The organism is Paenibacillus marinisediminis, from assembly GCF_054343325.1.
This window is the reverse complement of record NZ_JBTGUH010000003.1, coordinates 150084-171297: the sequence shown is the minus strand read 5'-3', so window position 1 is coordinate 171297 and position 21214 is coordinate 150084. Positions and strand designations below refer to the sequence as shown.

Here is a 21214-nt window from a genome sequence, read left to right as displayed (position 1 = left end):
GTATTTTCTGGTAAAATGCAATGTGGTTGTACATTTTCCATTTATAAAAAGGGGGGACAGAATGTCAAAATTCAAAAAGCCAATCTCTATTATTGCAGGTATATTGATCATTAGTATAATAGGAATTTTACTTTATCATTCAAATCATGCACAGACGACTTTTTCATTTAACGATTTACTTCGGGAGCATATTAAGGAAAAAGAAATTGAGTCTATTTTTATACAAAAGTTCATGTCAGCAGACAGCAAAGACTATAGTGATATTCGCTTTACCGATAAAAAAGACATAGAGTTCGTCATAAAATCACTTCCTGAAATCCAAGTAAGGAGTGATGCTTCTTTACATGGTTTTCCTGAATATCCAAACTATCAACTTAATTTTATAGGGAAAAACGGAAAGCTATTTTTGGCTTTTATTGTTTCAAGTGAGGAAATCTTATTGCATGATAACGAAACAAAAGATAATTATTCATACAAGATCACAAATGAATTCAGTCTTGATAAGTTAGAATTTTATTGCTCTATGAACCTCATTGGTATAGCCCTCTCCAATAACAAATTGAACACTTTCGAATCGTGCCTAAACATCAATTGGAACTTTTTGCTCATACCTTGCGTCTAACCAATATATACCTACTAACACAAATCTTTCGAAAGGGATGCATTATCTATGAGATTGCCATTATCATTCTACAAAACGCAAACTTCAACTATCCGACATTCCACTATATCAACTCGCTTTAAACCGCTGATCATCGCCATGATCCTCTTGCTTGTCGGGACAGCGATCCCTGTATCCGCTTCTGCGTCGGAAAAAGGAATCCCTGAGGCCATGCAATTCACGCAAGTCGAATCAGGCTACTATTACTCGATCGCGCTCCGCAAGGACGGCTCGGTATGGACATGGGGACGCAATCTATTAGGCGAGATCGGGATACAAGAAACGGTTACCTTCTCGGAAACTGACGGGCCTGTTCGTCTGAGCTCGCTGTCGGGTATCAAGCATATTACAAGCGGAAATGGACATAATCTCGCAGTTAAGTCCGATGGCACAGTATGGACATGGGGCAGCGCAGAGCGTACAGATGACAATAAGATCCATTCTATATTGCCTCAGCAGGTAGCTGGAATAACGAATGCAGCCACTGTAGCAGCAGGCTGGGACTTCGGTGTAGCGCTTCGTCAAGACGGGAGCGTATGGTCGTGGCAGCGCGAGTGGAACAAGAATGATACGAACAGCGTTCGAAAACCTGCTGCTGTTAGCGGCATTGCAAATGTGGTGCAAATTCATGTATTCAACAACAAAGTCTATGCCGTGAAACGAGACGGCACCGTATGGAGCTGGAATGAACCATCACCCGCGAATAACTCCAATATCAAGACTCCTACTAAGCCTGTACAGGTAAAAGGATTATCTAATATTCAATCCGTCACTTCTAATGAAGATGCCTTGTATGCGCTGGATAAGAAGGGCAAGGTCTGGACTTTGGATGCCAAGGGTAAGCCAATTGCCGTCCAACCTAAATTGACGGTTAAAGAAGTACGAGCAGCTGAACGGTACACGCTGTTTCTAACGACAGCAGGCGATGTATATAGCTATGGAAGGACGGTGACAGGCAAGCAAGGCAAGGTTAACGGCTTACCTAAGATCCAATCGATTAGCGCAGGAGCCTATCACAATCAAGCGATCTCGGAACGCGGCGAAGTATGGGGCTGGGGCGGCAACCATTTTAATTCAATTGGCACAGCGACAGATTCACCCGATCACATGGTCTATCTCCCGATAAAGGCCAATATGGCAGTGGATATCATAATTGATGGACAACTGATCAACTCGGCATTTGCTCCGTCAGTAACTGCAAGTACAGTCCAAATTCCGGTAACTACGATTACCCGGGCAATAGGAGCAAAGTTTGCGATCAATCAAGATCCATCAGGCACACTTACCTATTCGATTGATTATGATGGGCAATCCGTTACGTTTCGAGGCGGGGAAAGCAATATATTGGTGAATGACCAATCCATCAAGCTCCCCGAACCTGTATCTTCTCTAACAGGTGCTTTGGCTGCCCCTTATCAACTCTTCGAGAAGGGGCTCGGCCTTTCCGTCACATGGGATTCACAGCTGCAGCAGGTGCGAATAGATACCAAGGTGCATTAAATAGAATAGCGGATGGCCTCTTCTGGCCATCCGCTATTCTATTTCTCTCGTCGTTAGAATCCGTCTACTTGCCCATGTACGGTTTAAATAAGTTCAATTTCTTTATGTACTCGAGCAGATTCATATATGGCATGAATAATATCGACTGCTTTGCGGCCTTCTTCACCATTCACGAACGGCTCGCGATCCTCTAAGATCGCTAATGCCATATCTTCAACATATTTATAATGACCTAATGCAGGAACACGAGATTCTGCTCGCAGTTCGTTGTTTAATGCATCGATATCCATTTCTTCGCCAATAATCTTCCATTCTACTATTCCGCTGTCATTAAAGATGATCGTGCCCTTCTCACCATGCAGCTCGAATCGTGTGCTCTGCTCGGGATAAACCGTAGTTGCGGCTTCTATGACTCCGAACGCGCCATTCTTATATTGGACAAGCGCGACTGCCGTGTCCTCGACTTCAATATGGCGGACAAGTGCGGAAGCTCGGGCGAATACCTTGCTCACGCCGCCTGCCAGCCAGTTGATCATATCGACACCGTGCACACCTTGATTCATCAAAGCTCCGCCGCCGTCCACAGCCCATGTGCCACGCCAGCCTGCGCTGTCGTAATACTCCTGACTGCGATAATATTTTAAGTACGCATCGCACAGCACTAGCTTGCCGAGAACTCCGCTGTCGATTGCCTGCTTCACTCTGACCGCCGTATTCATCATGCGCCGCTGGAACACGGTGCCTAGCTTCACTCCTGCTGTACGGCAAGCAGCGATCATCGCTGACATTCTCTCCGCGTTAATGTCGAGCGGCTTCTCGCATAATACGTGCACACCGGCTTCCGCTGCCGCAATTGTCGCATCTGCATGCAAACCGCTTGGCAAGCAGATCGATACTGCATCCACTTCGCCTGATCGCAGCATTTCCTTATAGTCGCTGTATTGATGCGAGATGATGTGCTTATTTGCAAATTGTGCCGCGCGATCTGCATCGATGTCTGACACCGCTGTTAGCTCCGTATATGGGCATTCGGCTATAGCCTCCGCATGTGACGTTGAGATGACCCCGCAGCCTATAATGCCGAATCTAATTACACGTTCATTTTTCATATGGACTCATCCTCTTCCCTCTGAACTATATTGCTGCAGCTTGCTTTCGCTGATAACACAGCCAATGCCGGGACGATTCGGCAGCGAAACTACAGCTTCATTCACGATTGGGCAGTCTTCGACCGGGTCATCCTGCAGGAAGATCGGTCCATTCAAGTCAACTGGAATATGAATGCCTAGATAATTAAATAAATGCGCGCTCGCGGTTAATCCGATAGATGATTCCGTTAAGCCGCCTCCCAGCAGCCCAAGTCCTGCTTCGCGTGCAAGCTCACCGCACAGCTTCGCAGGCATAAGTCCGCCCATCTTCGTAAGCTTAATCACGATCGTGTCGCAAGCTTCAAGGCGTATCGCCTGCATCATATCACTTGCAGACCAAATGCTCTCGTCGAGCGCGATCGGCACATCGGAGCGGCGGCGAAGCTCAGCATGCCCGAGCAGATTGTTGGCTTTCAGCGGCTGCTCAAACACATCTACGCCAATTCTCGCCATCTCCTTCACGATCCGAAGTGCCTGCGGAAGATCGTAAGCCTGATTCGCGTCGACACGAAAATATAGCTCTGGTGCCTCCGCCTTCACCGCCTCTAGCACGGCAACATCCTGGCTGGGGTTCAACCCGATCTTGACGTCGAGGGCGGTGTATCCCTTCTCTTTCGCATGCCGCGCCATACTCCCCGCTTCCTCCGGTTCACGCGTCGTGATCAAGTAGGAAAGCTCGATGCTCGACTTTCCCTCCGCATACCATAGTTCCGGCAACGACTTATTGTCCAGCTTGCCGATCAGGTCATGCAGCGCCATATCCACTGCGGCCTTCGCGATCGGCTGGCCTCCGCTTACACCTGCTGCAATCATACTGTTCATCGCTCTGTGCATCCCTTGTAGATCATGCACCGGCTTGCCTACTAGAGCAGGACCTAAGTAATGCCGTATCGTCGATACGACGGTCTCCAACGTTTCATAGCTCCATCTGTGGCTGGGACGAGCCTCTCCCCAACCGCTTAATCCATTTTCCGCCGTGACTTTAACATAGATGTGAGGGGCTCCTTGAGATACATCGCCTACCGTTCCGCCCGATATGGCGAAGCTTCGTTTCATCGGCAGCATAAGCGGGAATGCTTCTACTTTCTGAACGTGCATCATAAGTTCTCCTTCCATATCAGTCACAGAGAAGAGGTAACTACTCCGTGTGCTCTCATTATAATAGATATGGATGGTAGTGTCATAAATATTAACATTTTAACCAATAAAGAGGACCTGCGGCCAATTTCCTCATTCCTGCTCACCCAGGCGGGGGCCCCCAAGCAGCTGAGACGTCGACTTTCTACGTCTCAGCCCGCCGGAGGGGCTTTTTTGACCACGAGACGTCGTTTTTTTACGTCTCAGGCACATTTTCCGCCCACGCGGGGGCCCTCAGGCAGCTGAGACGTCGACTTTCTACGTCTCAACCCGCCGGAGGGGCTTTTTTGACCACGAGACGTCGTTTTTTTACGTCTCAGACCCATTTCCCGCCTACGCGGGGGCCCCCGGGCAGCTGAGACGTCGACTTTCTACGTCTCAACCCGCCGGCGAAGCCCCCCAATCTCTCCCAAAATTTGCAACAACACAAATAAAAAGCAGTGACTAGGCACGATTTTATCTGAAAGCACATTTCAGATTAACCGTGCCCATCACTGCCTTTTTTACGTTCATCAACAGTCTGCTTCTACATCAAATATGCCCATACACATACTGGCTTAGATACTTCAACGGAATGCCCAGTGTAAGCAAGCTTGCCGGATGCTGGATCCACCTTAAAGACTGTCATATTGTTCGTATCACGGTTGGCCGCAATAAGATAACGACCACCTGGCAGGATGGAGAAATGACGCGGGTGCTCCCCTTGCGTAGATACGTGCTCGACTAGCGAAAGTTTGCCAGTATTCGAATCTACTGCATACACCACAATGCTGTCATGCCCGCGATTAGATCCGTATAAGTAATTGCCGTCTGCCGAGATTGTAACTTCGGCGCATGAATTGTTGACATTTTCACCTTCTGGCAGGGTCGAGACGGTCTCAATCGCATTCAAAGTTCCGTTATCCGCATCGTACTCGAACGCGGTGAACGTAGAGTCCAGCTCATTGATCACATACGCAAACTTTCCGTTTGGATGAAATACCATGTGTCGTGGACCCGATCCTGGCTGAAGCACCGTATCCCCATGGTGCACAAGCTTACCAGCTGCTTGATCCACTTTATAAGCACGGATAAGATCCAATCCCAGATCACAGACGAATAAATACCGCTCGTCAGGGCTGTAGAAGGAAGAGTGTGGATGCGGCTTGATATCCCCTGCACGATTCACACTACTGCCGTCATGCTGCTGAATATCCAACAGCTCGCCCACATTCCCCTCTTCTGTTAGAGAAACCAAGCTTACGGATCCTTTATGATAGCTCGTCAACGTTAAGTATCGATTATCGCTGCTGCGCTGAATATGGCAAGCAGGACCGTTCAACGCGTAAGCCCGGTTCATTTCGGTCAATGTTCCATCTGTCGGTTGAATCGCGTATGAAATAGCATCGCTTGTCTTCGAGCCATCTTCAGCTGCAGTTTCACCGATTGCATATAGAATACGACGGGATTCGTCCACATTCAGAAATGTCGGATTCTTCAATCCCGCTACGGAATGAAGCTGTTTAAGCTCTCCACGTTCTTCGTTGAACTCGTATACATATACCCCATCTGAGGACGCATCCGCGTAAGATCCCACAAATACCAGCATGCGCTGTTCTTGACTAGCCATTGAATAACCTCCACTTTGTCCTTTTTATAGCATCAATTGTATCATCATCTAGGGTAACTAGACAAAGTTCTTTCGCAGTCCCCCTAGGAACGCAATATCCCCTAGCCGCAGCACTCACCGACTGCAGTTAGGGGATATTTTGGTTCTAAACGTTGTCCGTTCTTGCACGCCATTCAATCAGATTAATAGGATTACCGTCGGGATCGTAGACATCAAAATCTTGGTGAACATGCATCTCGGAAGACCAATTATTCAAGTCTCCAACTTGAATTCCACGCTGTTTAAACAGATCATATAATTCCGTGACATTGCTGCAGTTTAGATTAAAAGCCGGATATTTCAGTGGTTGATGCTCATCCGTCTCTATCAATGTAAGCAAAGGCGAGTGTTCACTAATGAAGTAATTAGCACCCCTGCCTTCGTCCCATTGCTCCACATCTCGCAGTTGAAGTCCAAGCACGTCAGAGTAGAATGGTATCGACACATCCAGATTGCTTACTCTAATAAATACCGCACCCAAGAATTGAATCCCCATGTTTTCTCCTCCTTAACCTACTACATAATGAATCTCGTCGTATCGCTAGAGCTTACTTGTCATACGTCCAATCACAAGCGAGCATGCCATACACAATATGATCGACATAGCGATCACCTAGCCATTCCGCTTGCCGTATCGTTCCTTCGTTCGTAAAGCCTAGTCTTTCAGGTATTGCTCGACTCTTCGCATTATGTACACCAGCTCTAATCTCCACTCGATTCAATTCCATTTCCGTAAATGCATACTGAATCAGCTCTCGACACGATGCCGTCATAATGCCTAACCCTTGGAATTCAGCTCCTAACCAGTATCCGATCGACGTCTTCTTGTTCTGCCAATCCACACTATGGAATCCAGTACAGCCAGCCAAACGATCTTGATAGAAGATTCCGCAATTGAATCCGTTATGACTAGCATATTGCTTTAACGTGAATTCGATATAGTCCTCTAGCTGCTTCGGACTGCTCGTACGATGAATCCACATCAACCATTCTCCCAAGTATTCGCGGTTACGATCTGCTAGTGCATACAGCTCATCAGTATGTCTAAGCTCAAGCATTCGAAGCTTAATATCACGGTTAACATTGTAGTAGAACATTGCCTGCCTCCTATCTCCATAGACCTGTATGCGCTAGTTTCGCCATCAAGACTGTTATTTCCTGCTCTTCATTCCATATAAGTACCTATCTATGAATATCAAATGATCGTATGTGGCCTATACCCTGCTAAGATCACAAAAAAACGCAATGGACTGCGCCATCGCGTTTGATCTATTGCTTGCTCGGTTATGATTTAACGGTGACTTTTACACCGACTGACTCCAGCCACTTCAATACACGTTCGCGATGCTTCGATTGAACGTAAGCATAATACCGTTCCGACTCCTCCGAGTTTGTCAACAGCATATCCTTATACTTGCGAAATACGTTTCTTCTCCCTCTTAGCACATTCGCAAGCTTCTCTCGAAACTCGGTATTCGCTACGGTCTTCGTAAACTCATAAATATCGCTTGACCCCTCACTCAGTGAGACATGTGGAATCAGGAAATAGGTATCATTCAACCCCTTCTCAATTCTCTCCCTGAATTCGCGGTCTCCCTTCTTCTTTCCATCCTCATTCACCATCACGATATCGCCAGTGCTGGCATCTAAGTAATATTGAAAACCTTCCGATTTGACACTATGTGTATAGACGATCTCGTCGAACTGAAACTTCGTCAACGTCAATTCTTGATTCATGACCTCATCCTCCTATAACCTTGGAAACATCTAATATAGCATTTCCAGTGGAACAATGCGATATGAAACATCAAGACACCTCGAAGGATCGACTATAACGACGATGAATCACTTTATCATATCGGATGCGGACACACGATCCGTTATTCCTCCTTACGCTTATTTCAACAGATCATAAGTGACGCACATCGGCTTATCGGTTCGTGGATCACGGCCAATCTCAGCATCGATCTGAAACACTTCCTTCAGTACATCCGCCTGGATCACCTCTTCACAGGTTCCCGCTTTGACTATGTGACCGCCCTTCATTGCAATGATATTATCCGAGAATCGAGCGGCTTGATTCAGATCGTGCAACACCATGATGATCGTTCGCTGCTGCTCTTGATTCAAGCTCTGCAATAATTCCAGCACTTCTAATTGATGCGCCATATCCAAATAAGTAGTAGGCTCGTCCAGAAAGATAATCTCGGTTTCTTGCGCTAATGCCATCGCGATCCATACCCGCTGACGTTGTCCGCCTGATAAGGAATCAACAAGCCGTGTGCGGAATTCATCCGTGCCCGTTACCTTCAGCGCCCAATCGATGACCTCATAATCCTTCTGCGTTAAGCGGCCAAATCCCTTCTGATACGGAAACCGCCCGTAGGAAACCAACTCCGCAACGGTCAGACCGCCGCCGCTGTCAGGCGATTGAGGCAGAATGGCCATTTTCTGCGCCAGCTCCTTTGTATTCTCACTTGAAATGGATTTGCCATCGAGCATAACTTGGCCGGATTGATGAGGTATAATGCGCGTAATGGCTTTCAGCAAAGTCGATTTCCCGCAGCCATTCGGTCCGATAATGGTTGTGATCTGTTGATTAGGAAACGCGACACTTAGATTATTAACGATAAATTGCTGATTATATCCAATGCTCAGATTCTCCGTAAGCAATCGATTCATATGATATCTTCCTTTACTATGGGTCGATCTGTTACAAGCCCACCCTATTTCAACTTGCAAAAATAGACGGTTGCGCTAACCGTCTACTTAAGTGTATTTACACAGAACTCCTTATTTCACGAGGCTTTCCAGAACATCATCGATGATTTGATTGTTAGCCGTAACCCCAGTGTACAGCCAGCTTGAATCAGGCGAATATTCGTACACGTTTCCGTTTTTAACGGCAGGTATGTTTTTCCACAACGCATTATTCAACGCTGTCGAGCCGCTGGAAGTATCGCTGTTGATCAAGAAGATGTGATCCGCATCCAATTCAACTAATTTCTCTAAGGAGATGGGGCTCCAGTTCCCTGTCGCGCTCGCAGAGATCTCTTCTACGACTGCAGGAACTTTTAATCCAAGATCCTCATATAGAACCGCACCGCTGGATAGGTTTTTACTTACGACGAAGAATTGATTGTTCACCAGCCAGATCGCGGCCACGGAAGGATTTCCAACCGAACTCTCAATTTTTTCTTTTGCTGCTTTAGCCTTTTCGTCATACTTCGTGAGCGCGTCTTGAGCCTCTTGCTTCTTATCGAATATTTCGCCGACAGTGAGCAACTCTTGACGCCAGTCATTGTTCATATCCGTCCCTATCACATATGTAGGGGCTATCTTAGAGTACGTTTCATACTTTCCGCCTTCTACCATACTAGCAGAATCCATAATGATCAGATCCGGAGAAAAGCTTTCAACTGCTTCAAACGGCAGATCATGAGGAATTGTAGGTACTCCCGCTAGATCCCCTTGTAAATAGCCTTGTATGCTAGCTCCGTCATTTACAGACCATTGAGCAACTGGTTTAATGCCTAAAGCCACCAGATTATCTTCAAGATAGGAAGCGATCACGCGTTCCGGTTTCGCGGGAATTGTTACTTGATGACCCATCGCATCCGTTAATACGCGCCCTGCTTCAGCTCCACCAGCATCCTTATTCGCTTGTCCCGCATTCTCTGTGGTTGCATTTCCCGACGTATCTTTACCATTTCCGCAAGCAGCTAAAGCTACTGACAGCATGCACACACATAATACCAATAAATATTTCTTCTTATTCAGGTTAAAACTCATATTGCTGCACTTCCTCTATGCGAGTTAATAGAAAATAATTGCTGTTCTAAATGATAACTATTTTCATTCTCAATTACAACCTGAATTAGCAATTACCATAATGTACATCCGCAATGATGATAAACGATTGCCTCACATTGAGATTTAGTTCTCGTTACCTTATAATGATAACGGTTCTCATTTCTTTGCTGTATAGAAAGAAGGATATTCATGTTTAACGGAGATTCATTAACGAAACCATCAAACGATTCGAAATCAAAACAGCGCAGCAGACCGTTATTGGCCTCCGCCATATTAATACTAGGCTCTGGATTATTATTCTTATCGATCATCGCCTCTATTCATTTTGGAGCTTCCGATGTCGACTTCAAGACAGTGTGGCAGAGCTTATTTTCATACGATGATACGGTTTCCTCCCACATTATTATTCGTGAGCTAAGATTGCCTCGTGCGATTGCAGCCGCTTTGGTAGGAGCAGCACTAGCTGTATCCGGCGCTATTATGCAAGGAATGACACGCAACCCGCTCGCTTCACCTGACATTATGGGGGTAACTGCTGGCTCTACATTTATGATGGCGATCGCGTTTGCGCTATTTTCTGGCGCTCCTTACACGATGTTCATGCTCTGTTCCTTTGTCGGTGCCGGATTAGGGACAGGCCTTGTGTTTGGCATCACGTCTCTCTCGAAGGGCGGAATGTCTCCTGTCAAGCTAGCGTTAGCCGGGTCAGCGATCACGTCTCTATTAAGCGCGCTGTCAACCGCTATTGGGATCAAATTCAACGTGGCTAAGGAAATAAACTTTTGGTACGCCGGCGGCGTTGCTGGGGTGCAGATGTCCACGATAAAAGCTGTCCTACCGGTTTTCATCATTGGCATTGGTCTAGCCATCATATTGTCTCGCTCTATTACAATCTTAAGCTTGGGAGAAGATGTAGCTAAAGGCCTAGGTCAGCGTACAGGAAGAGTCAAGCTGTTGGGTACTATAACCGTCCTGATTCTAACGGGTGTCGCGGTTTCCATTGCGGGCATGATTGGCTTCGTTGGACTCGTTATCCCGCATGTTACACGCTTCCTAGTAGGAATGGATTATCGCTGGATTATTCCATGCTCCGCCGTGCTGGGAAGAATATTGCTGGTCTTTGCCGATATCGTCGGACGAATGATCAATGCCCCCTTCGAAACACCGGTCGGTGCGGTAACCGCTATTATAGGCGTGCCATTCTTTCTATATCTTGCGCGTAAGGACGGGAGAAGTTTATGATCAGGCAGCATGATAAGCAAAATATAAAAACTTGGTATATCGGTATTACACTGTTCATCCTCATCGCGATCATGTTCTTTGTCAGTCTTAATGCGGGGTACATAAAGATCCCATTAGAAGACGTTATGAAATCGATATTCGGTATTAGTGAAGGACGATCCAATCTAGTGCTGTTTGAATTCCGCTTGCCGCGCATGGTATTGGCTCTGCTCATTGGCGCAGGAATAGCGGTATCCGGTGCGATCCTGCAGAGCATTTCACAGAATCCGCTTGCTGATCCTGGAATATTAGGAATTAATGCAGGTGCTGGATTCGCGGTTGTACTCTATATGTTCTTCTTTCAGGGAACAGCCTTTATCACCGGCAAGCTGTCGATCTTTGCATTGCCCTTTGCAGCATTAGTCGGCGCCTTTGTCGCTGCGATGCTCATCTATATCCTTGCTTGGAAAAATAAAGGGGTAACACCGACACGTCTTATCCTGGTCGGGATCGGGGTCAATGCCGCATTTAGCGCAGGATTGATCGTACTGCAGATGAAGATGAATCCGAACGACTTTATGGATGCCCTCGTGTGGTTGTCTGGTTCCATATGGGGAACCAACTGGACATTCGTATGGAGCTTATTGCCGTGGATCATCATCTTGATCCCTCTGGCTATCTACAAATCGCGTACGCTGGACATTCTCAGATTAGGCGATCCCATCGCGATCGGTTTAGGAGCACATGTAGAGCGAGATCGTCGCCTGCTTCTGCTCATTGCTGTAGGCTTAGCTGGCGCTTGTGTAGCCGCAGGTGGAGGAATTACCTTCTTAGGATTAATCGCGCCTCATCTGGCAAAGCAGCTCGTAGGTGCTCGACACGCACGTATAATTCCGATCTCGGCTCTGCTTGGCGCACTCTTGCTCCTATCGGCTGATGCTTTGGGTCGTGTCATCATCGCACCTGCTGAACTACCTGTAGGACTCGTCGTATCGATATTAGGAGCCCCCTACTTCATCTACTTGTTAATCAAGACCAATTAAGAGTACAGGTCATATGAGCTATACCGCCCTTTTTTTGGGCGGCATTCTCTCCATTAGATAGGCATTCGCCGTGAACGATCTAGTTAATAGTCCATAGACTGATGATGAATAAACAATCATTGGGAGGATGCACATGGACCCTAACTATTTACGAGATGCCTGCATGACTTGTATGAATAAATATGTTGGAATTCGCACAAATGACGGTCATTCACACGATGGATTTATTGCTCACGTCGATCAAGACGGTGTCACTCTTGCTGTTCCGACGGATGAGATGATGAGCGGTATGCCAGCTCAGCCTTCAACCTACAGGCAGTTCGGATTTCATCCTGGATTTTTCCCGAGACGGCGCTTTTTCTTTAGACGATTCCCGTTTCCATTTATCTCTGACCTGTTCCTGCTGCCTTTCTTCTTCTAATGTAAGAGAACGCCCATGGCCCTGCAATGGTCATGGGCTCTTCCTTGTATACCTGCCTGAGCGTTTACAACAATAAAGGGCTGCCCTCTAGCCAGTTCATGGCTAATAGGACAGCCCCGTCTTATTTATTCGGATGGTTCAACTAGCTTATGCAGCTGCTCCTTAACATTTACAACACTTAAGCCTCCGTGATAACAGATCACACGCTCAATATCTAGGTCTAGAAGCTTCTTAAGCGAATCAAGGGCAATATCCATATCCAATGTGGCCCTTGGAACAGGACCTCTCAAGCTTCCATTCGCACGGATCATCGCATCACCTGCAACTAGTGTACGGCTTGATTTCAGATACAAGCAGATATGACCAGGAGTGTGACCCGGAGTATGTATAACACGCAAGCCGCCGCAATAAGGCAGTTCTTGCCCGTCCTCCAACGTCATATCGACCCTAGCTCTCGGAGGATTCTCATAGATATACTTCATCGCTGCAGGAAGCGACTCCCACTCTTCGCTGCTCATGCGTTTCCGATCAGCCTTAAGGAGAGGCAGCGTCCCCTCAATATACGGCTTATCCATCTCATGCGCATAAACGGCAATGTGCTGGTTAGAACCCTGAACAATTTCCTGAATACTTCCGATATGGTCTATATCCTGATGAGTCAGGATCACCGCCTTCAATCGTTCATAGGGAACTCCTGCCTTATTCATCGCCTCGCGTATGGCTTCCGCTTGACCTGGCATTCCGGTATCCATCAGTATCGCGGTGTCCTCATCCCAGATCAGTGTTGGATTCAATATGAACCCCTGGATGTTAAGTTCTAGCATGGCAACTCCATCAGCAATGTTTATCATGTTCTCCTCCTTAATGGATATGACCAACTCTGACTACAAAAATAGTTTTACCACGCGCTTAACATCCGGTCAATAGATAAATAATATATCATAACATAAAAATAATTATTTGTCAAGTATCAATTGAACGCGATTCTACAGGACGTTGCACATGCGTGAATCAAAACGATATTATGTCTATATACTGCTATTTTATGATTTGTGCGATCGATCTGTAGGAGGGACCATCATGAAAAAGGTCGGACTTGCTTTAGGCGGAGGCGCTGTTCGAGGATTAGCTCATATTGGAGTGTTCAAAGTACTGAAGCAATATCAGATTCCAATCGAATTTATCGCGGGAACGAGCATGGGCGGCGCAATCGGTGGGCTCGTAGCGGCTGGTCTGGATATCGAAGAGGTGGAGGAATTCGCATTATCGCTGCCTTCCTACCGTCTCATGGAGTTGGGATATAGAAAGAAGAGCATTCTAGGCGGAGATAAGGTATTTAACCTGTTGCTTCAATTTCTTGAGGAAAAGGGACTTGGTGATTTTAAGATCGAGGATACCCGGATTCCATTTCGAGCAGTATCTGTTGATCTCATGAGCGGACAGCAATATATATTTGATCAAGGGGACTTAAGAATCGCTATCCGCGCAACAACAGCAGTACCCGGTGTATTCGCTCCAGTCACATACGAGGATAAAGTACTCGTCGACGGCTGTGTACTGAATCAAGTGCCTGCGGATATCGTGCGGAATGCAGGCGCGTCCATCGTCCTGGCGGTAGATGTGGGACCAGAGCTCCAAGAGACGGAGCCAAAGAGTATGTTTGACGTTATGTTCCGCTCATTGAACATCATGATGCTGGATAATGTTCGTCGTACGCTTCCTTATGCTGATATTGTATTCAGACCGGATGTCGGTCAAGTGATGTCCTATGATCTGAAGAAGATTAGACAATGCATCGACGCGGGCAAACAAGATGCAGAAGCACGTATTGCCGAACTCCTGCATCTCCTTTAATGGAGATTACGACAGCTGCTTCACTTTGCCCTCACCCAACCATTTGGCCGTTAACGAGCCTACCAGCAGGCACCATACAGGAGCAGAAATGCCGAGAAACGACACATTCGAAACTGCGATGACAAATGTAAAGGCAGTAGCATATCGATAGGAACTATCGCTGAAGGCGGATTGCATGCTTTGAATAAACACGCCAAGCAACGAGAAGCCCGTTATGAGATGTATAAAGGATAGCGGCAAAATATTGATAAAGGCAATCACTTTCCATGCAAACAATCCGAACAGTGCGACCAATATACCCGATACGATAGCAGCATAGTAGCGATGCTTCCTCGGGCCAGCCTCATCACTGCTGCATAACGTGGTCATCATCCCGCCAATATTAATGGCATGACTGCCGACAAATGCTGCTAACGCCGAAGCGATGCCATTGATCGTAATCGTCTTTCGTATGGAAGGCTCGAAGCCATTCTTACGAAGAGCTGCTAATGCGACGAATAGATCATTGCTGAGCACCAATATCGTCAAAGGCAGTGCGATCGAAACGAAGCCATTCATTGAAAATGACGGTACGATCAAGCTCGGCATCGAGAATGGGATATTTTCATATGGCGGGAAGTCAAAGCTTATCCATAGCCCTATTAAAGCGAAGGCAATAACGCCCAATACAGGGGGAACCTGCTTGAATATCTTCGGAACGAGGAAGAATCCTAGCAGCGCCATTCCGCCAACGATCGGAGCCGTATTGAAGGTAGGCACAATCTTTACGATGTGAATGAAGATCAGTCCTGCCAGCATCGCATCCATAATCGGCTTAGGCAGCAGTTCAAACAATTTGCTAGATATGCCGGTTATGCCAAACAATGCGATAAGCAGCCCTGCCATGATGCTTGCTCCAGCCAATTCCTGTACCGTAAAATGAATCCCCGACGTGCTCAAGAAGGCAACTGCAGTAATCGAATGCGCGCCGCCGAATGGAGTCTTATACAGAATGGACAAGATGATATTCAATATTCCACCGAAGAAATAAACCGCGAACAACCAGGAAATAAGCTCGGCGCTCGTATAGCCTGCCGTTTCTGCACTGCTTACGATGAGCACAGCTCCACCCGTACAGGCCATTAAGGCCGATAGTATACCTGCGAACACATTTTGTGTATTGAAATGCAACTTGAGATCTATCTTGAGTCTACTCACTTCATCTCTCTTCCTTCTCTGAAATAGATGAAAGATATTCTACCAGTCTATTGATGTAAAATGGTGTACACGCCCAAAGTAGCAATAAAAGCGCCACCACTGGCGCTTTTATTGTGTCTACCTATCTGTCTTTACATTAATATAACTCCATTAACATGATATAACAACCACATGTTGTCACCGCTCAGCCTCGGCTATTTTTCTTCCAACTGTCCTTCAAGGGAACGATGCGGTTAAATACAAGTGTATCGCTGGTTGAGTACTTCGTATCCACACAGAAGTATCCGTGCCGAAGAAATTGAAACTGATCACCAGGCCGCGCGTTTCCAATTGACGGTTCAATAACAGCTCCCTTCACCACGATAAAGGAGTCCGGATTCAAGCATGTCTCCCAAGCTGGATTCTCATCTTTCAGCACATCATCATCCAACAGCAGCTTATCGTACAGATGCACATCGACCTTTATACCGTGCTCAGCGGATACCCAATGAATGGTGCTCTTCACCTTGCGCTCATTGAAGCCTGTTCCGCTCTTCGTTCTCGGATCATACGTACAGTGGAGCTCGACGATCTCCCCTGTCCGCTCATCCTTAATCACTTCGTTGCAGCGGATATAATAGGCTCCCCTGAGCCGCACCTCTTGACCGATCGTCAAGCGGTGGAAGCCATGTGTCGGAACCTCCATAAAGTCATCTTGCTCAATATAGACGATTCTTGAAAATGGAACTTCCCTCTTGCCCAGTTCTTGATTCTCACTATTGTTATCAAGCGGCAGCATTTCCGATTCGCCTTCCGGATAATTCGTGATCACGACACGCAGCGGATTCAATACCGCCATCACCCCATTGACCTTCGCCTTGAGATCCTGTCTAATCGAGTGCTCCAGCATAGCGATATCGACTGTATTCTGATGCTTGATTAAGCCAATCTCCTCGACAAAGCTTCTAATGCTCTCGGGCGTGTACCCTCTTCGTCTCAATCCGCGGATCGTCGGCAGTCTTGGATCATCCCAGCCATCGACGAATCCACCTGCCACGAGCTGTCTCAAGTATCGTTTGCTCGTCACCACTCCGGTTAGATTCAATCTGCCGAATTCCCTCTGCTTTGGCGCTTCGACGACCTCCAGTTCATACAGCACCCATTCATATAAGGGGCGATGATCCTTGAATTCAATCGAGCATAAGGAATGGGTGATACCCTCGATCGCGTCTTGAATCGGATGCGCAAAATCATACATCGGATATAGACACCATACGTTGCCAGTCCGGTAATGCTCTGCATGTATGATGCGATAGAGGACAGGATCTCTGAGATTGATATTCGGTGAACTCATATCAATCTTGGCCCGTAGCACCTTGGACGAAGTTGGGTATTCACCATTTCTCATATTCGCAAATAATTCAAGATTGTCTTCAACTGATCGATCTCGGTAAGGACTGTTCTTTCCAGGTTCCGTCAAAGTTCCTCTGTACTCCGTCACTTCCTCTGGCGTCAGATCGCATACATAGGCCTTGCCCTTCTTAATCAAGGTGACTGCCGCGTTGAAGATTTCTTCCGAATAGTCCGAACCATAATAGATGTTGTCCCCTGGCCCATAGCCGAGCCAGTTGAGGTCTTCGATGATCGCGTTCACGTATTCCACATCTTCCTTCAACGGATTCGTGTCATCAAACCGCAAATTGAATGTTCCATCAAAATGCTTAGCTATCGAATAGTTCGTGTGAATCGCATATGCGCTGCCAATATGAAGATAGCCATTGGGCTCTGGCGGAAATCGAGTGCATATGTCTCTGCTGTATGCTCCAGCTTCAATATCATCCTTAATCAGCTTATATATAAAATGTTCACTGCCTGCTATCTCTTCCCTGTTCATGATCGCATCCTCCTGTCTGTGGTTAATCAGCCGTTCAACCCGCCTGCACGCAAAAAAGGACCTCACCTCCAAGACTGTGTGTCTTGGGGACGAGATCCTCGTGGTACCACCCCAGGTTTATTAACATGTCGCCATATTAACCTCATCAAGTACGGCATGACGAAGCATGCTTATACTCTAGCTCTGTAACAGGAGCTCCTGTCATGCCATCGCCATCAACGGGTCCGACATGCCGCTCAGAGGCTTGGTTCAGCAAGCCATTCCTGCTCCTTTTCAGCGACCGGAGCTCTCTGGTGAGGAATGAATTTACCTACTCTTCTCATCATTGCGTTTCAATATTTGCTATATAATATCAGATTATTCCCTGCGATGTAAATAGATATTCCCTATGCTGATCAAGGCTGTATCGTATTATTGGTTGAACAGTGATTCAACTTTATGAGTCCTCTGAGGCACATAAGTGATTGCTTGTGAGCCCATCTGCTCCCATCCTCGTTGGAATGCATCTCTCTTTGCTTTCATTTGCTCATCTAGAGGGTCGTTAAAATAGATGTACTCATCGTCAACACCCGTGATCAAGACGCTATGTTCTTTATACGTAATGTCCAGCCTTCCGCTCGGTGTATTCCAAGTATACCACTGGCTCTCAGGAACGGTGTCGAACAAGCTGTTATGAATAACCCATACAGGCTGCCCTTGCGAGAGAGGATACAACATATCTTGAAAAGACATTTTCGTCATGTCAATGACTCGTTCAGGTAAATACTTCTCTGCCAATTCCGCAATCGGACCATGAAATACGCCTAAGCCTGGATTTGAGAACGAGTATATATCGCCAACAAATCCATCGTAAGGGTTTCCAAAATAAACTTCACCATCTACCTTCTCATAAGGCGTAGTGTCCCTCTTAATGTCCTTTGCAAGCTCCATCTTATCGACGGACACTCCTGCATACTGAAGCAGCATCGCTAAAGCAGTAACTTCACAACCACGTGGCAGTTCAGGCATCTGCAAGATGTTAGGTATATTAATCATGATGGAATTGCGGTTCTGATCGCTTAGAGATTCCCATACCACAGTGCCATTCTTATGAATGATCTTGCCGTTCGTCAATTGCTTCGCAAAGTTTACCGCATCAGAGTATGAATCCATTTGCCGCACATACCGACTATTCTGATAGACAGCATACCTATGATTCATATTCGGTACATTCTGATCCGGCTCTTCTATTGCCGCGGCAGCTGCAAACAGCGATTCCATTGAACTTAACAACATTAACCACAATAATATGGTCTGCATCTCTTCCACCTGCCTTGTTTCATATTGTTATGAAAACCTGCATCTGAGCTTTGCAATAAATATCATAGATTCGTATTTCCCCTTACAAATCCAGCCCAAGCAGCATTGTGGAAGTATCGTAAGATGTGTTCATATTATCGTTAGTCATCGTCGTTATCGGTGGATTAAAGACATGGAATGGGGCAGTTGTCGACGCGATTATGGTCGGTATGGTGGATAAACTTGGTCAGATCTGATTTCCATCGTTCTCGATGGTTATCATCTTCACAGAGGCTATATTATTTTATGACGATATCGTTTATTATTTGCTACTCTATCCTTTTTTTTCATTCACGTGCTGGGAAGGCTGTCATTGGAGAAAAAGAGTATGAGTCCTGCATGAAAGCACTTTGTTACGCGACCCGCTCCTACAAGCTTCTCTTCTACACGTTTTCTGGTAGAAGAACCTTTGGCCATTATCCCAATTACTCAGGGACCTCCTTCCTGAACCTTGAGGATATTAGTCAAATGCTCACTAGGAGGCTCTTCTTGCACTGAACTCATTCACTTCTACTCTTTCTCATCGTCATTTGGCCATTATCCCAATTACTCAGGGACCTCCTTCCTGAACCTTGGGGATATTAGTCAAATGCTCACTAGGAGGTTCTTCTTGCACTGGACGCATTCATCTCTACTCTTTCCCATCGTCATTTGGCCATTATCCCATTTACTCAGGCGCCGCCTTCCTGAACCTTGGGGATATTAGTCAAATGCTCGCTTGGAGGCTCTTCTTGCACTGGGCTCATTCACTTCTACTCTTTCCCATCGTCATTTGACCATTATCCCATTTACTCAGGCGCCGCCTTCCTGAGCCTTAGGGATATTAGTCAAATGCTCACTTGGAGGTTCTTCTTGCACTGGGCTCATTCACTTCTTCTCGTTCCCATCGTCATTTGGCCATTATCCCAATAGCTCAGGGCCGCCTTCCTGAGCCTTGGGGATATTAGTCAAATGCTCACTAGGAGGCTCTTCTTGCACTGGGCTCATTCACTTCTACTCTTTCTCATCATCATTTGGCCATTATCCCAATTACTCAGGCGCCGCCTTCCTGAGCCTTGGGGATATTAGTCAAATGCTCACTTGGAGGTTCTTCTTGCACTGGGCTCATTCACTTCTTCTCGTTCCCATCGTCATTTGGCCATTATCCCAATAGCTCAGGGCCGCCTTCCTGAGCCTTGGGGATATTAGTCAAATGCTCTCATTGAGGCATGTGCGGCATCGCTGGCGAGGAAATGACAGCTACCTAGATATAAAATAGACCGTCCCCTAACAAATCAGGGGAAACGGTCTATGTATCAATCCTATTGTTTGGTTCCCTTATGGTAAGTCCGTCAGCCTGTTTAATCTGTCGCGTCCTTTGTCCTGCAGCCATTCCAGCAGCGGCACCTGACTTGCGTATTGACTCTTCCATTTCTCAATAGGATCTGGTGTCTGAGCTGAATAGTATAAGAAGTACAAGCCGATCCGCGCTACCGCTATCGGAAGAATCATCTTCTCCTCAGCAGTTAGTTCGCCATATGCGGACAGAAAACATCGGTCGAATGTACGGGCGTATCTAGGCAGCAGAATGTAAGACGACCATAAGGCATAAGCGACATCATAGATCCGTATTCCTTCCTGTACATAATCGAAATCTACGACAGCAATAACCTCATGATCGCTCTCCCGGTACAATTGATTCCAATAATGCCAATCTCCATGAATTATCCCCTTCGGAAGTCGAGATTCGATCCTGTCCCACTCCGATAAGATGCGAACGCTCAATCGTTCCGCATGTTCTAGCTCCTGCCGCGCGATTGCTTCATTAGCCTTTAACTTCTCAAATGCATGAACATAGTAGACTGTATCGCGATAGAAGGAGCGCGTCGGCTTCGAACGAAATTCACGCTGCTGAAGCGTATCATGGAATAGCCGCAGCATGCTGCCACTATTGAACACCTGCTGCTCATGGTAGGCGAAGCTGACTCCTTCTACGAAAGGAGTCACTTGAATTAACGTATCTTGATGCCTATAGTAACAGCTTCCATCATCTGTAGTCAGAGGGACTGGAACCGGAACGGCCGCTTCATGCAGCATGACGAGCATCGGCTGCAGTTCCTTCAGTTGAGCCTCGCTGCCCGCAGAATTCAACACCTTGACCACATACTGTCCTCTATCCGTCTTTATTTTGAGCGAAACATTATATGAGCCGCCCAGCCTTTCACAAGTTTCAAGCCACCGTCCCAGCTTGTAAGCCTGACATACTAGTTCAATGATTGGCCGGTAGATGTCTTCGTCCTTATAATTGCTAGCTGCCGTCATATAATCTGCTCCTTTATGCGCATACATGTTCCAGTCATTACTGCACTATATTCTCGCCA

Annotated in this window: 19 protein-coding genes and 1 other annotated feature; of the genes, 6 read left to right on the top strand and 13 right to left on the bottom strand. The window is 46.6% G+C overall.

The window, feature by feature from the left end:
* Positions 1-61 precede the first annotated feature (61 nt).
* Both ACXX53_RS10120 and ACXX53_RS10115 read left to right on the top strand, forming a co-directional pair.
* Complete coding sequence (locus tag ACXX53_RS10120) at positions 62-622, top strand: hypothetical protein (protein WP_458568522.1); 561 nt, start codon at positions 62-64, stop codon at positions 620-622.
* 48 nt (positions 623-670) lie between these two features.
* Positions 671-2161: a stalk domain-containing protein gene (locus ACXX53_RS10115; RefSeq protein ID WP_458568521.1), complete on the top strand. Its 1491-nt coding sequence runs from the start codon at positions 671-673 to the stop codon at positions 2159-2161.
* A gap of 83 nt (positions 2162-2244) precedes the next feature.
* Here ACXX53_RS10115 and ACXX53_RS10110 read toward each other — a convergent pair whose 3' ends face one another.
* The 8 genes from ACXX53_RS10110 to ACXX53_RS10075 form a co-directional block, all read right to left on the bottom strand.
* A complete protein-coding gene (locus ACXX53_RS10110) occupies positions 2245-3270 on the bottom strand; it encodes a Gfo/Idh/MocA family protein (RefSeq protein WP_458568520.1) in 1026 nt (341 codons plus the stop codon).
* Positions 3271-3276: 6 nt separating this feature from the next.
* Positions 3277-4407, bottom strand: coding sequence for a mandelate racemase/muconate lactonizing enzyme family protein (locus tag ACXX53_RS10105; RefSeq protein ID WP_458568519.1), 1131 nt, complete (start codon positions 4405-4407; stop codon positions 3277-3279).
* 565 nt (positions 4408-4972) lie between these two features.
* On the bottom strand, positions 4973-6055 hold the full coding sequence (locus ACXX53_RS10100) for a lactonase family protein (RefSeq protein ID WP_458568518.1): 1083 nt from the start codon (positions 6053-6055) through the stop codon (positions 4973-4975).
* Positions 6056-6200: 145 nt separating this feature from the next.
* On the bottom strand, positions 6201-6590 hold the full coding sequence (locus ACXX53_RS10095) for a VOC family protein (protein ID WP_458568517.1): 390 nt from the start codon (positions 6588-6590) through the stop codon (positions 6201-6203).
* A 52-nt stretch (positions 6591-6642) separates the two neighbouring features.
* Entirely contained in the window at positions 6643-7191 is a 549-nt protein-coding gene (locus ACXX53_RS10090; RefSeq protein ID WP_458568516.1) for a GNAT family N-acetyltransferase, read from the bottom strand.
* Positions 7192-7378: 187 nt separating this feature from the next.
* Positions 7379-7831, bottom strand: coding sequence for a UPF0158 family protein (locus ACXX53_RS10085; protein ID WP_458568515.1), 453 nt, complete (start codon positions 7829-7831; stop codon positions 7379-7381).
* A gap of 159 nt (positions 7832-7990) precedes the next feature.
* A complete protein-coding gene (locus ACXX53_RS10080; RefSeq protein WP_458568514.1) occupies positions 7991-8776 on the bottom strand; it encodes an ABC transporter ATP-binding protein in 786 nt (261 codons plus the stop codon).
* Between the two features lie 111 nt (positions 8777-8887).
* On the bottom strand, positions 8888-9886 hold the full coding sequence (locus ACXX53_RS10075; protein WP_458568513.1) for an iron-hydroxamate ABC transporter substrate-binding protein: 999 nt from the start codon (positions 9884-9886) through the stop codon (positions 8888-8890).
* A 210-nt stretch (positions 9887-10096) separates the two neighbouring features.
* On the opposite strand from ACXX53_RS10075, the gene ACXX53_RS10070 reads away from it, so the two are divergent.
* From ACXX53_RS10070 to ACXX53_RS10060, 3 genes are all read left to right on the top strand, one after another.
* A complete protein-coding gene (locus ACXX53_RS10070) occupies positions 10097-11149 on the top strand; it encodes a FecCD family ABC transporter permease (protein ID WP_458568512.1) in 1053 nt (350 codons plus the stop codon).
* On the top strand, positions 11146-12171 hold the full coding sequence (locus tag ACXX53_RS10065) for a FecCD family ABC transporter permease (protein ID WP_458568511.1): 1026 nt from the start codon (positions 11146-11148) through the stop codon (positions 12169-12171). Before ACXX53_RS10070 ends, ACXX53_RS10065 begins: the two co-directional genes overlap by 4 nt.
* A 133-nt stretch (positions 12172-12304) precedes the next feature.
* Positions 12305-12592 (top strand): phosphatidylinositol kinase, encoded by a 288-nt coding sequence (locus ACXX53_RS10060; RefSeq protein ID WP_458568510.1) that lies wholly within the window; start codon positions 12305-12307, stop codon positions 12590-12592.
* Between the two features lie 125 nt (positions 12593-12717).
* Here the strand turns inward: ACXX53_RS10060 and ACXX53_RS10055 are convergent, their stop codons facing one another.
* Positions 12718-13440, bottom strand: coding sequence for an MBL fold metallo-hydrolase (locus ACXX53_RS10055; protein ID WP_458568736.1), 723 nt, complete (start codon positions 13438-13440; stop codon positions 12718-12720).
* Between the two features lie 232 nt (positions 13441-13672).
* Here ACXX53_RS10055 and ACXX53_RS10050 point away from each other — a divergent pair, with 232 nt between their 5' ends.
* Positions 13673-14446: a patatin-like phospholipase family protein gene (locus ACXX53_RS10050; RefSeq protein WP_458568509.1), complete on the top strand. Its 774-nt coding sequence runs from the start codon at positions 13673-13675 to the stop codon at positions 14444-14446.
* Positions 14447-14452: 6 nt separating this feature from the next.
* On the opposite strand, the gene ACXX53_RS10045 is transcribed toward ACXX53_RS10050, so the two are convergent.
* The 4 genes from ACXX53_RS10045 to ACXX53_RS10030 form a co-directional block, all read right to left on the bottom strand.
* Entirely contained in the window at positions 14453-15616 is a 1164-nt protein-coding gene (locus tag ACXX53_RS10045; protein WP_458568508.1) for a benzoate/H(+) symporter BenE family transporter, read from the bottom strand.
* Positions 15617-15827: 211 nt separating this feature from the next.
* Complete coding sequence (locus ACXX53_RS10040; protein ID WP_458568507.1) at positions 15828-17516, bottom strand: glutamine--tRNA ligase/YqeY domain fusion protein; 1689 nt, start codon at positions 17514-17516, stop codon at positions 15828-15830.
* An 82-nt stretch (positions 17517-17598) separates the two neighbouring features.
* Positions 17599-17851, bottom strand: a binding site (T-box leader).
* A gap of 76 nt (positions 17852-17927) precedes the next feature.
* A complete protein-coding gene (locus ACXX53_RS10035; protein WP_458568506.1) occupies positions 17928-18791 on the bottom strand; it encodes a C39 family peptidase in 864 nt (287 codons plus the stop codon).
* 1380 nt (positions 18792-20171) lie between these two features.
* Positions 20172-21155, bottom strand: a complete 984-nt coding sequence (locus ACXX53_RS10030) for a phosphotransferase enzyme family protein (RefSeq protein WP_458568505.1) — start codon at positions 21153-21155, stop codon at positions 20172-20174.
* Positions 21156-21214 lie beyond the last annotated feature (59 nt).

What these genes read in the sequence shown, in the direction of transcription:
- ACXX53_RS10070 (WP_458568512.1), top strand. Translation starts at nt 10,097, where the DNA reads ATGTTTAACGGAGATTCATTAACGAAACCATCAAACGATTCGAAATCA.
- ACXX53_RS10115 (WP_458568521.1), top strand. Translation starts at nt 671, where the DNA reads ATGAGATTGCCATTATCATTCTACAAAACGCAAACTTCAACTATCCGA.
- ACXX53_RS10080 (WP_458568514.1), bottom strand. Translation starts at nt 8,776, where the DNA reads ATGAATCGATTGCTTACGGAGAATCTGAGCATTGGATATAATCAGCAA.
- ACXX53_RS10075 (WP_458568513.1), bottom strand. Translation starts at nt 9,886, where the DNA reads ATGAGTTTTAACCTGAATAAGAAGAAATATTTATTGGTATTATGTGTG.
- ACXX53_RS10095 (WP_458568517.1), bottom strand. Translation starts at nt 6,590, where the DNA reads ATGGGGATTCAATTCTTGGGTGCGGTATTTATTAGAGTAAGCAATCTG.
- ACXX53_RS10120 (WP_458568522.1), top strand. Translation starts at nt 62, where the DNA reads ATGTCAAAATTCAAAAAGCCAATCTCTATTATTGCAGGTATATTGATC.
- ACXX53_RS10050 (WP_458568509.1), top strand. Translation starts at nt 13,673, where the DNA reads ATGAAAAAGGTCGGACTTGCTTTAGGCGGAGGCGCTGTTCGAGGATTA.
- ACXX53_RS10090 (WP_458568516.1), bottom strand. Translation starts at nt 7,191, where the DNA reads ATGTTCTACTACAATGTTAACCGTGATATTAAGCTTCGAATGCTTGAG.
- ACXX53_RS10040 (WP_458568507.1), bottom strand. Translation starts at nt 17,516, where the DNA reads ATGAACAGGGAAGAGATAGCAGGCAGTGAACATTTTATATATAAGCTG.
- ACXX53_RS10035 (WP_458568506.1), bottom strand. Translation starts at nt 18,791, where the DNA reads ATGTTGTTAAGTTCAATGGAATCGCTGTTTGCAGCTGCCGCGGCAATA.
- ACXX53_RS10100 (WP_458568518.1), bottom strand. Translation starts at nt 6,055, where the DNA reads ATGGCTAGTCAAGAACAGCGCATGCTGGTATTTGTGGGATCTTACGCG.
- ACXX53_RS10105 (WP_458568519.1), bottom strand. Translation starts at nt 4,407, where the DNA reads ATGCACGTTCAGAAAGTAGAAGCATTCCCGCTTATGCTGCCGATGAAA.
- ACXX53_RS10065 (WP_458568511.1), top strand. Translation starts at nt 11,146, where the DNA reads ATGATCAGGCAGCATGATAAGCAAAATATAAAAACTTGGTATATCGGT.
- ACXX53_RS10110 (WP_458568520.1), bottom strand. Translation starts at nt 3,270, where the DNA reads ATGAAAAATGAACGTGTAATTAGATTCGGCATTATAGGCTGCGGGGTC.
- ACXX53_RS10085 (WP_458568515.1), bottom strand. Translation starts at nt 7,831, where the DNA reads ATGAATCAAGAATTGACGTTGACGAAGTTTCAGTTCGACGAGATCGTC.
- ACXX53_RS10030 (WP_458568505.1), bottom strand. Translation starts at nt 21,155, where the DNA reads ATGACGGCAGCTAGCAATTATAAGGACGAAGACATCTACCGGCCAATC.
- ACXX53_RS10060 (WP_458568510.1), top strand. Translation starts at nt 12,305, where the DNA reads ATGGACCCTAACTATTTACGAGATGCCTGCATGACTTGTATGAATAAA.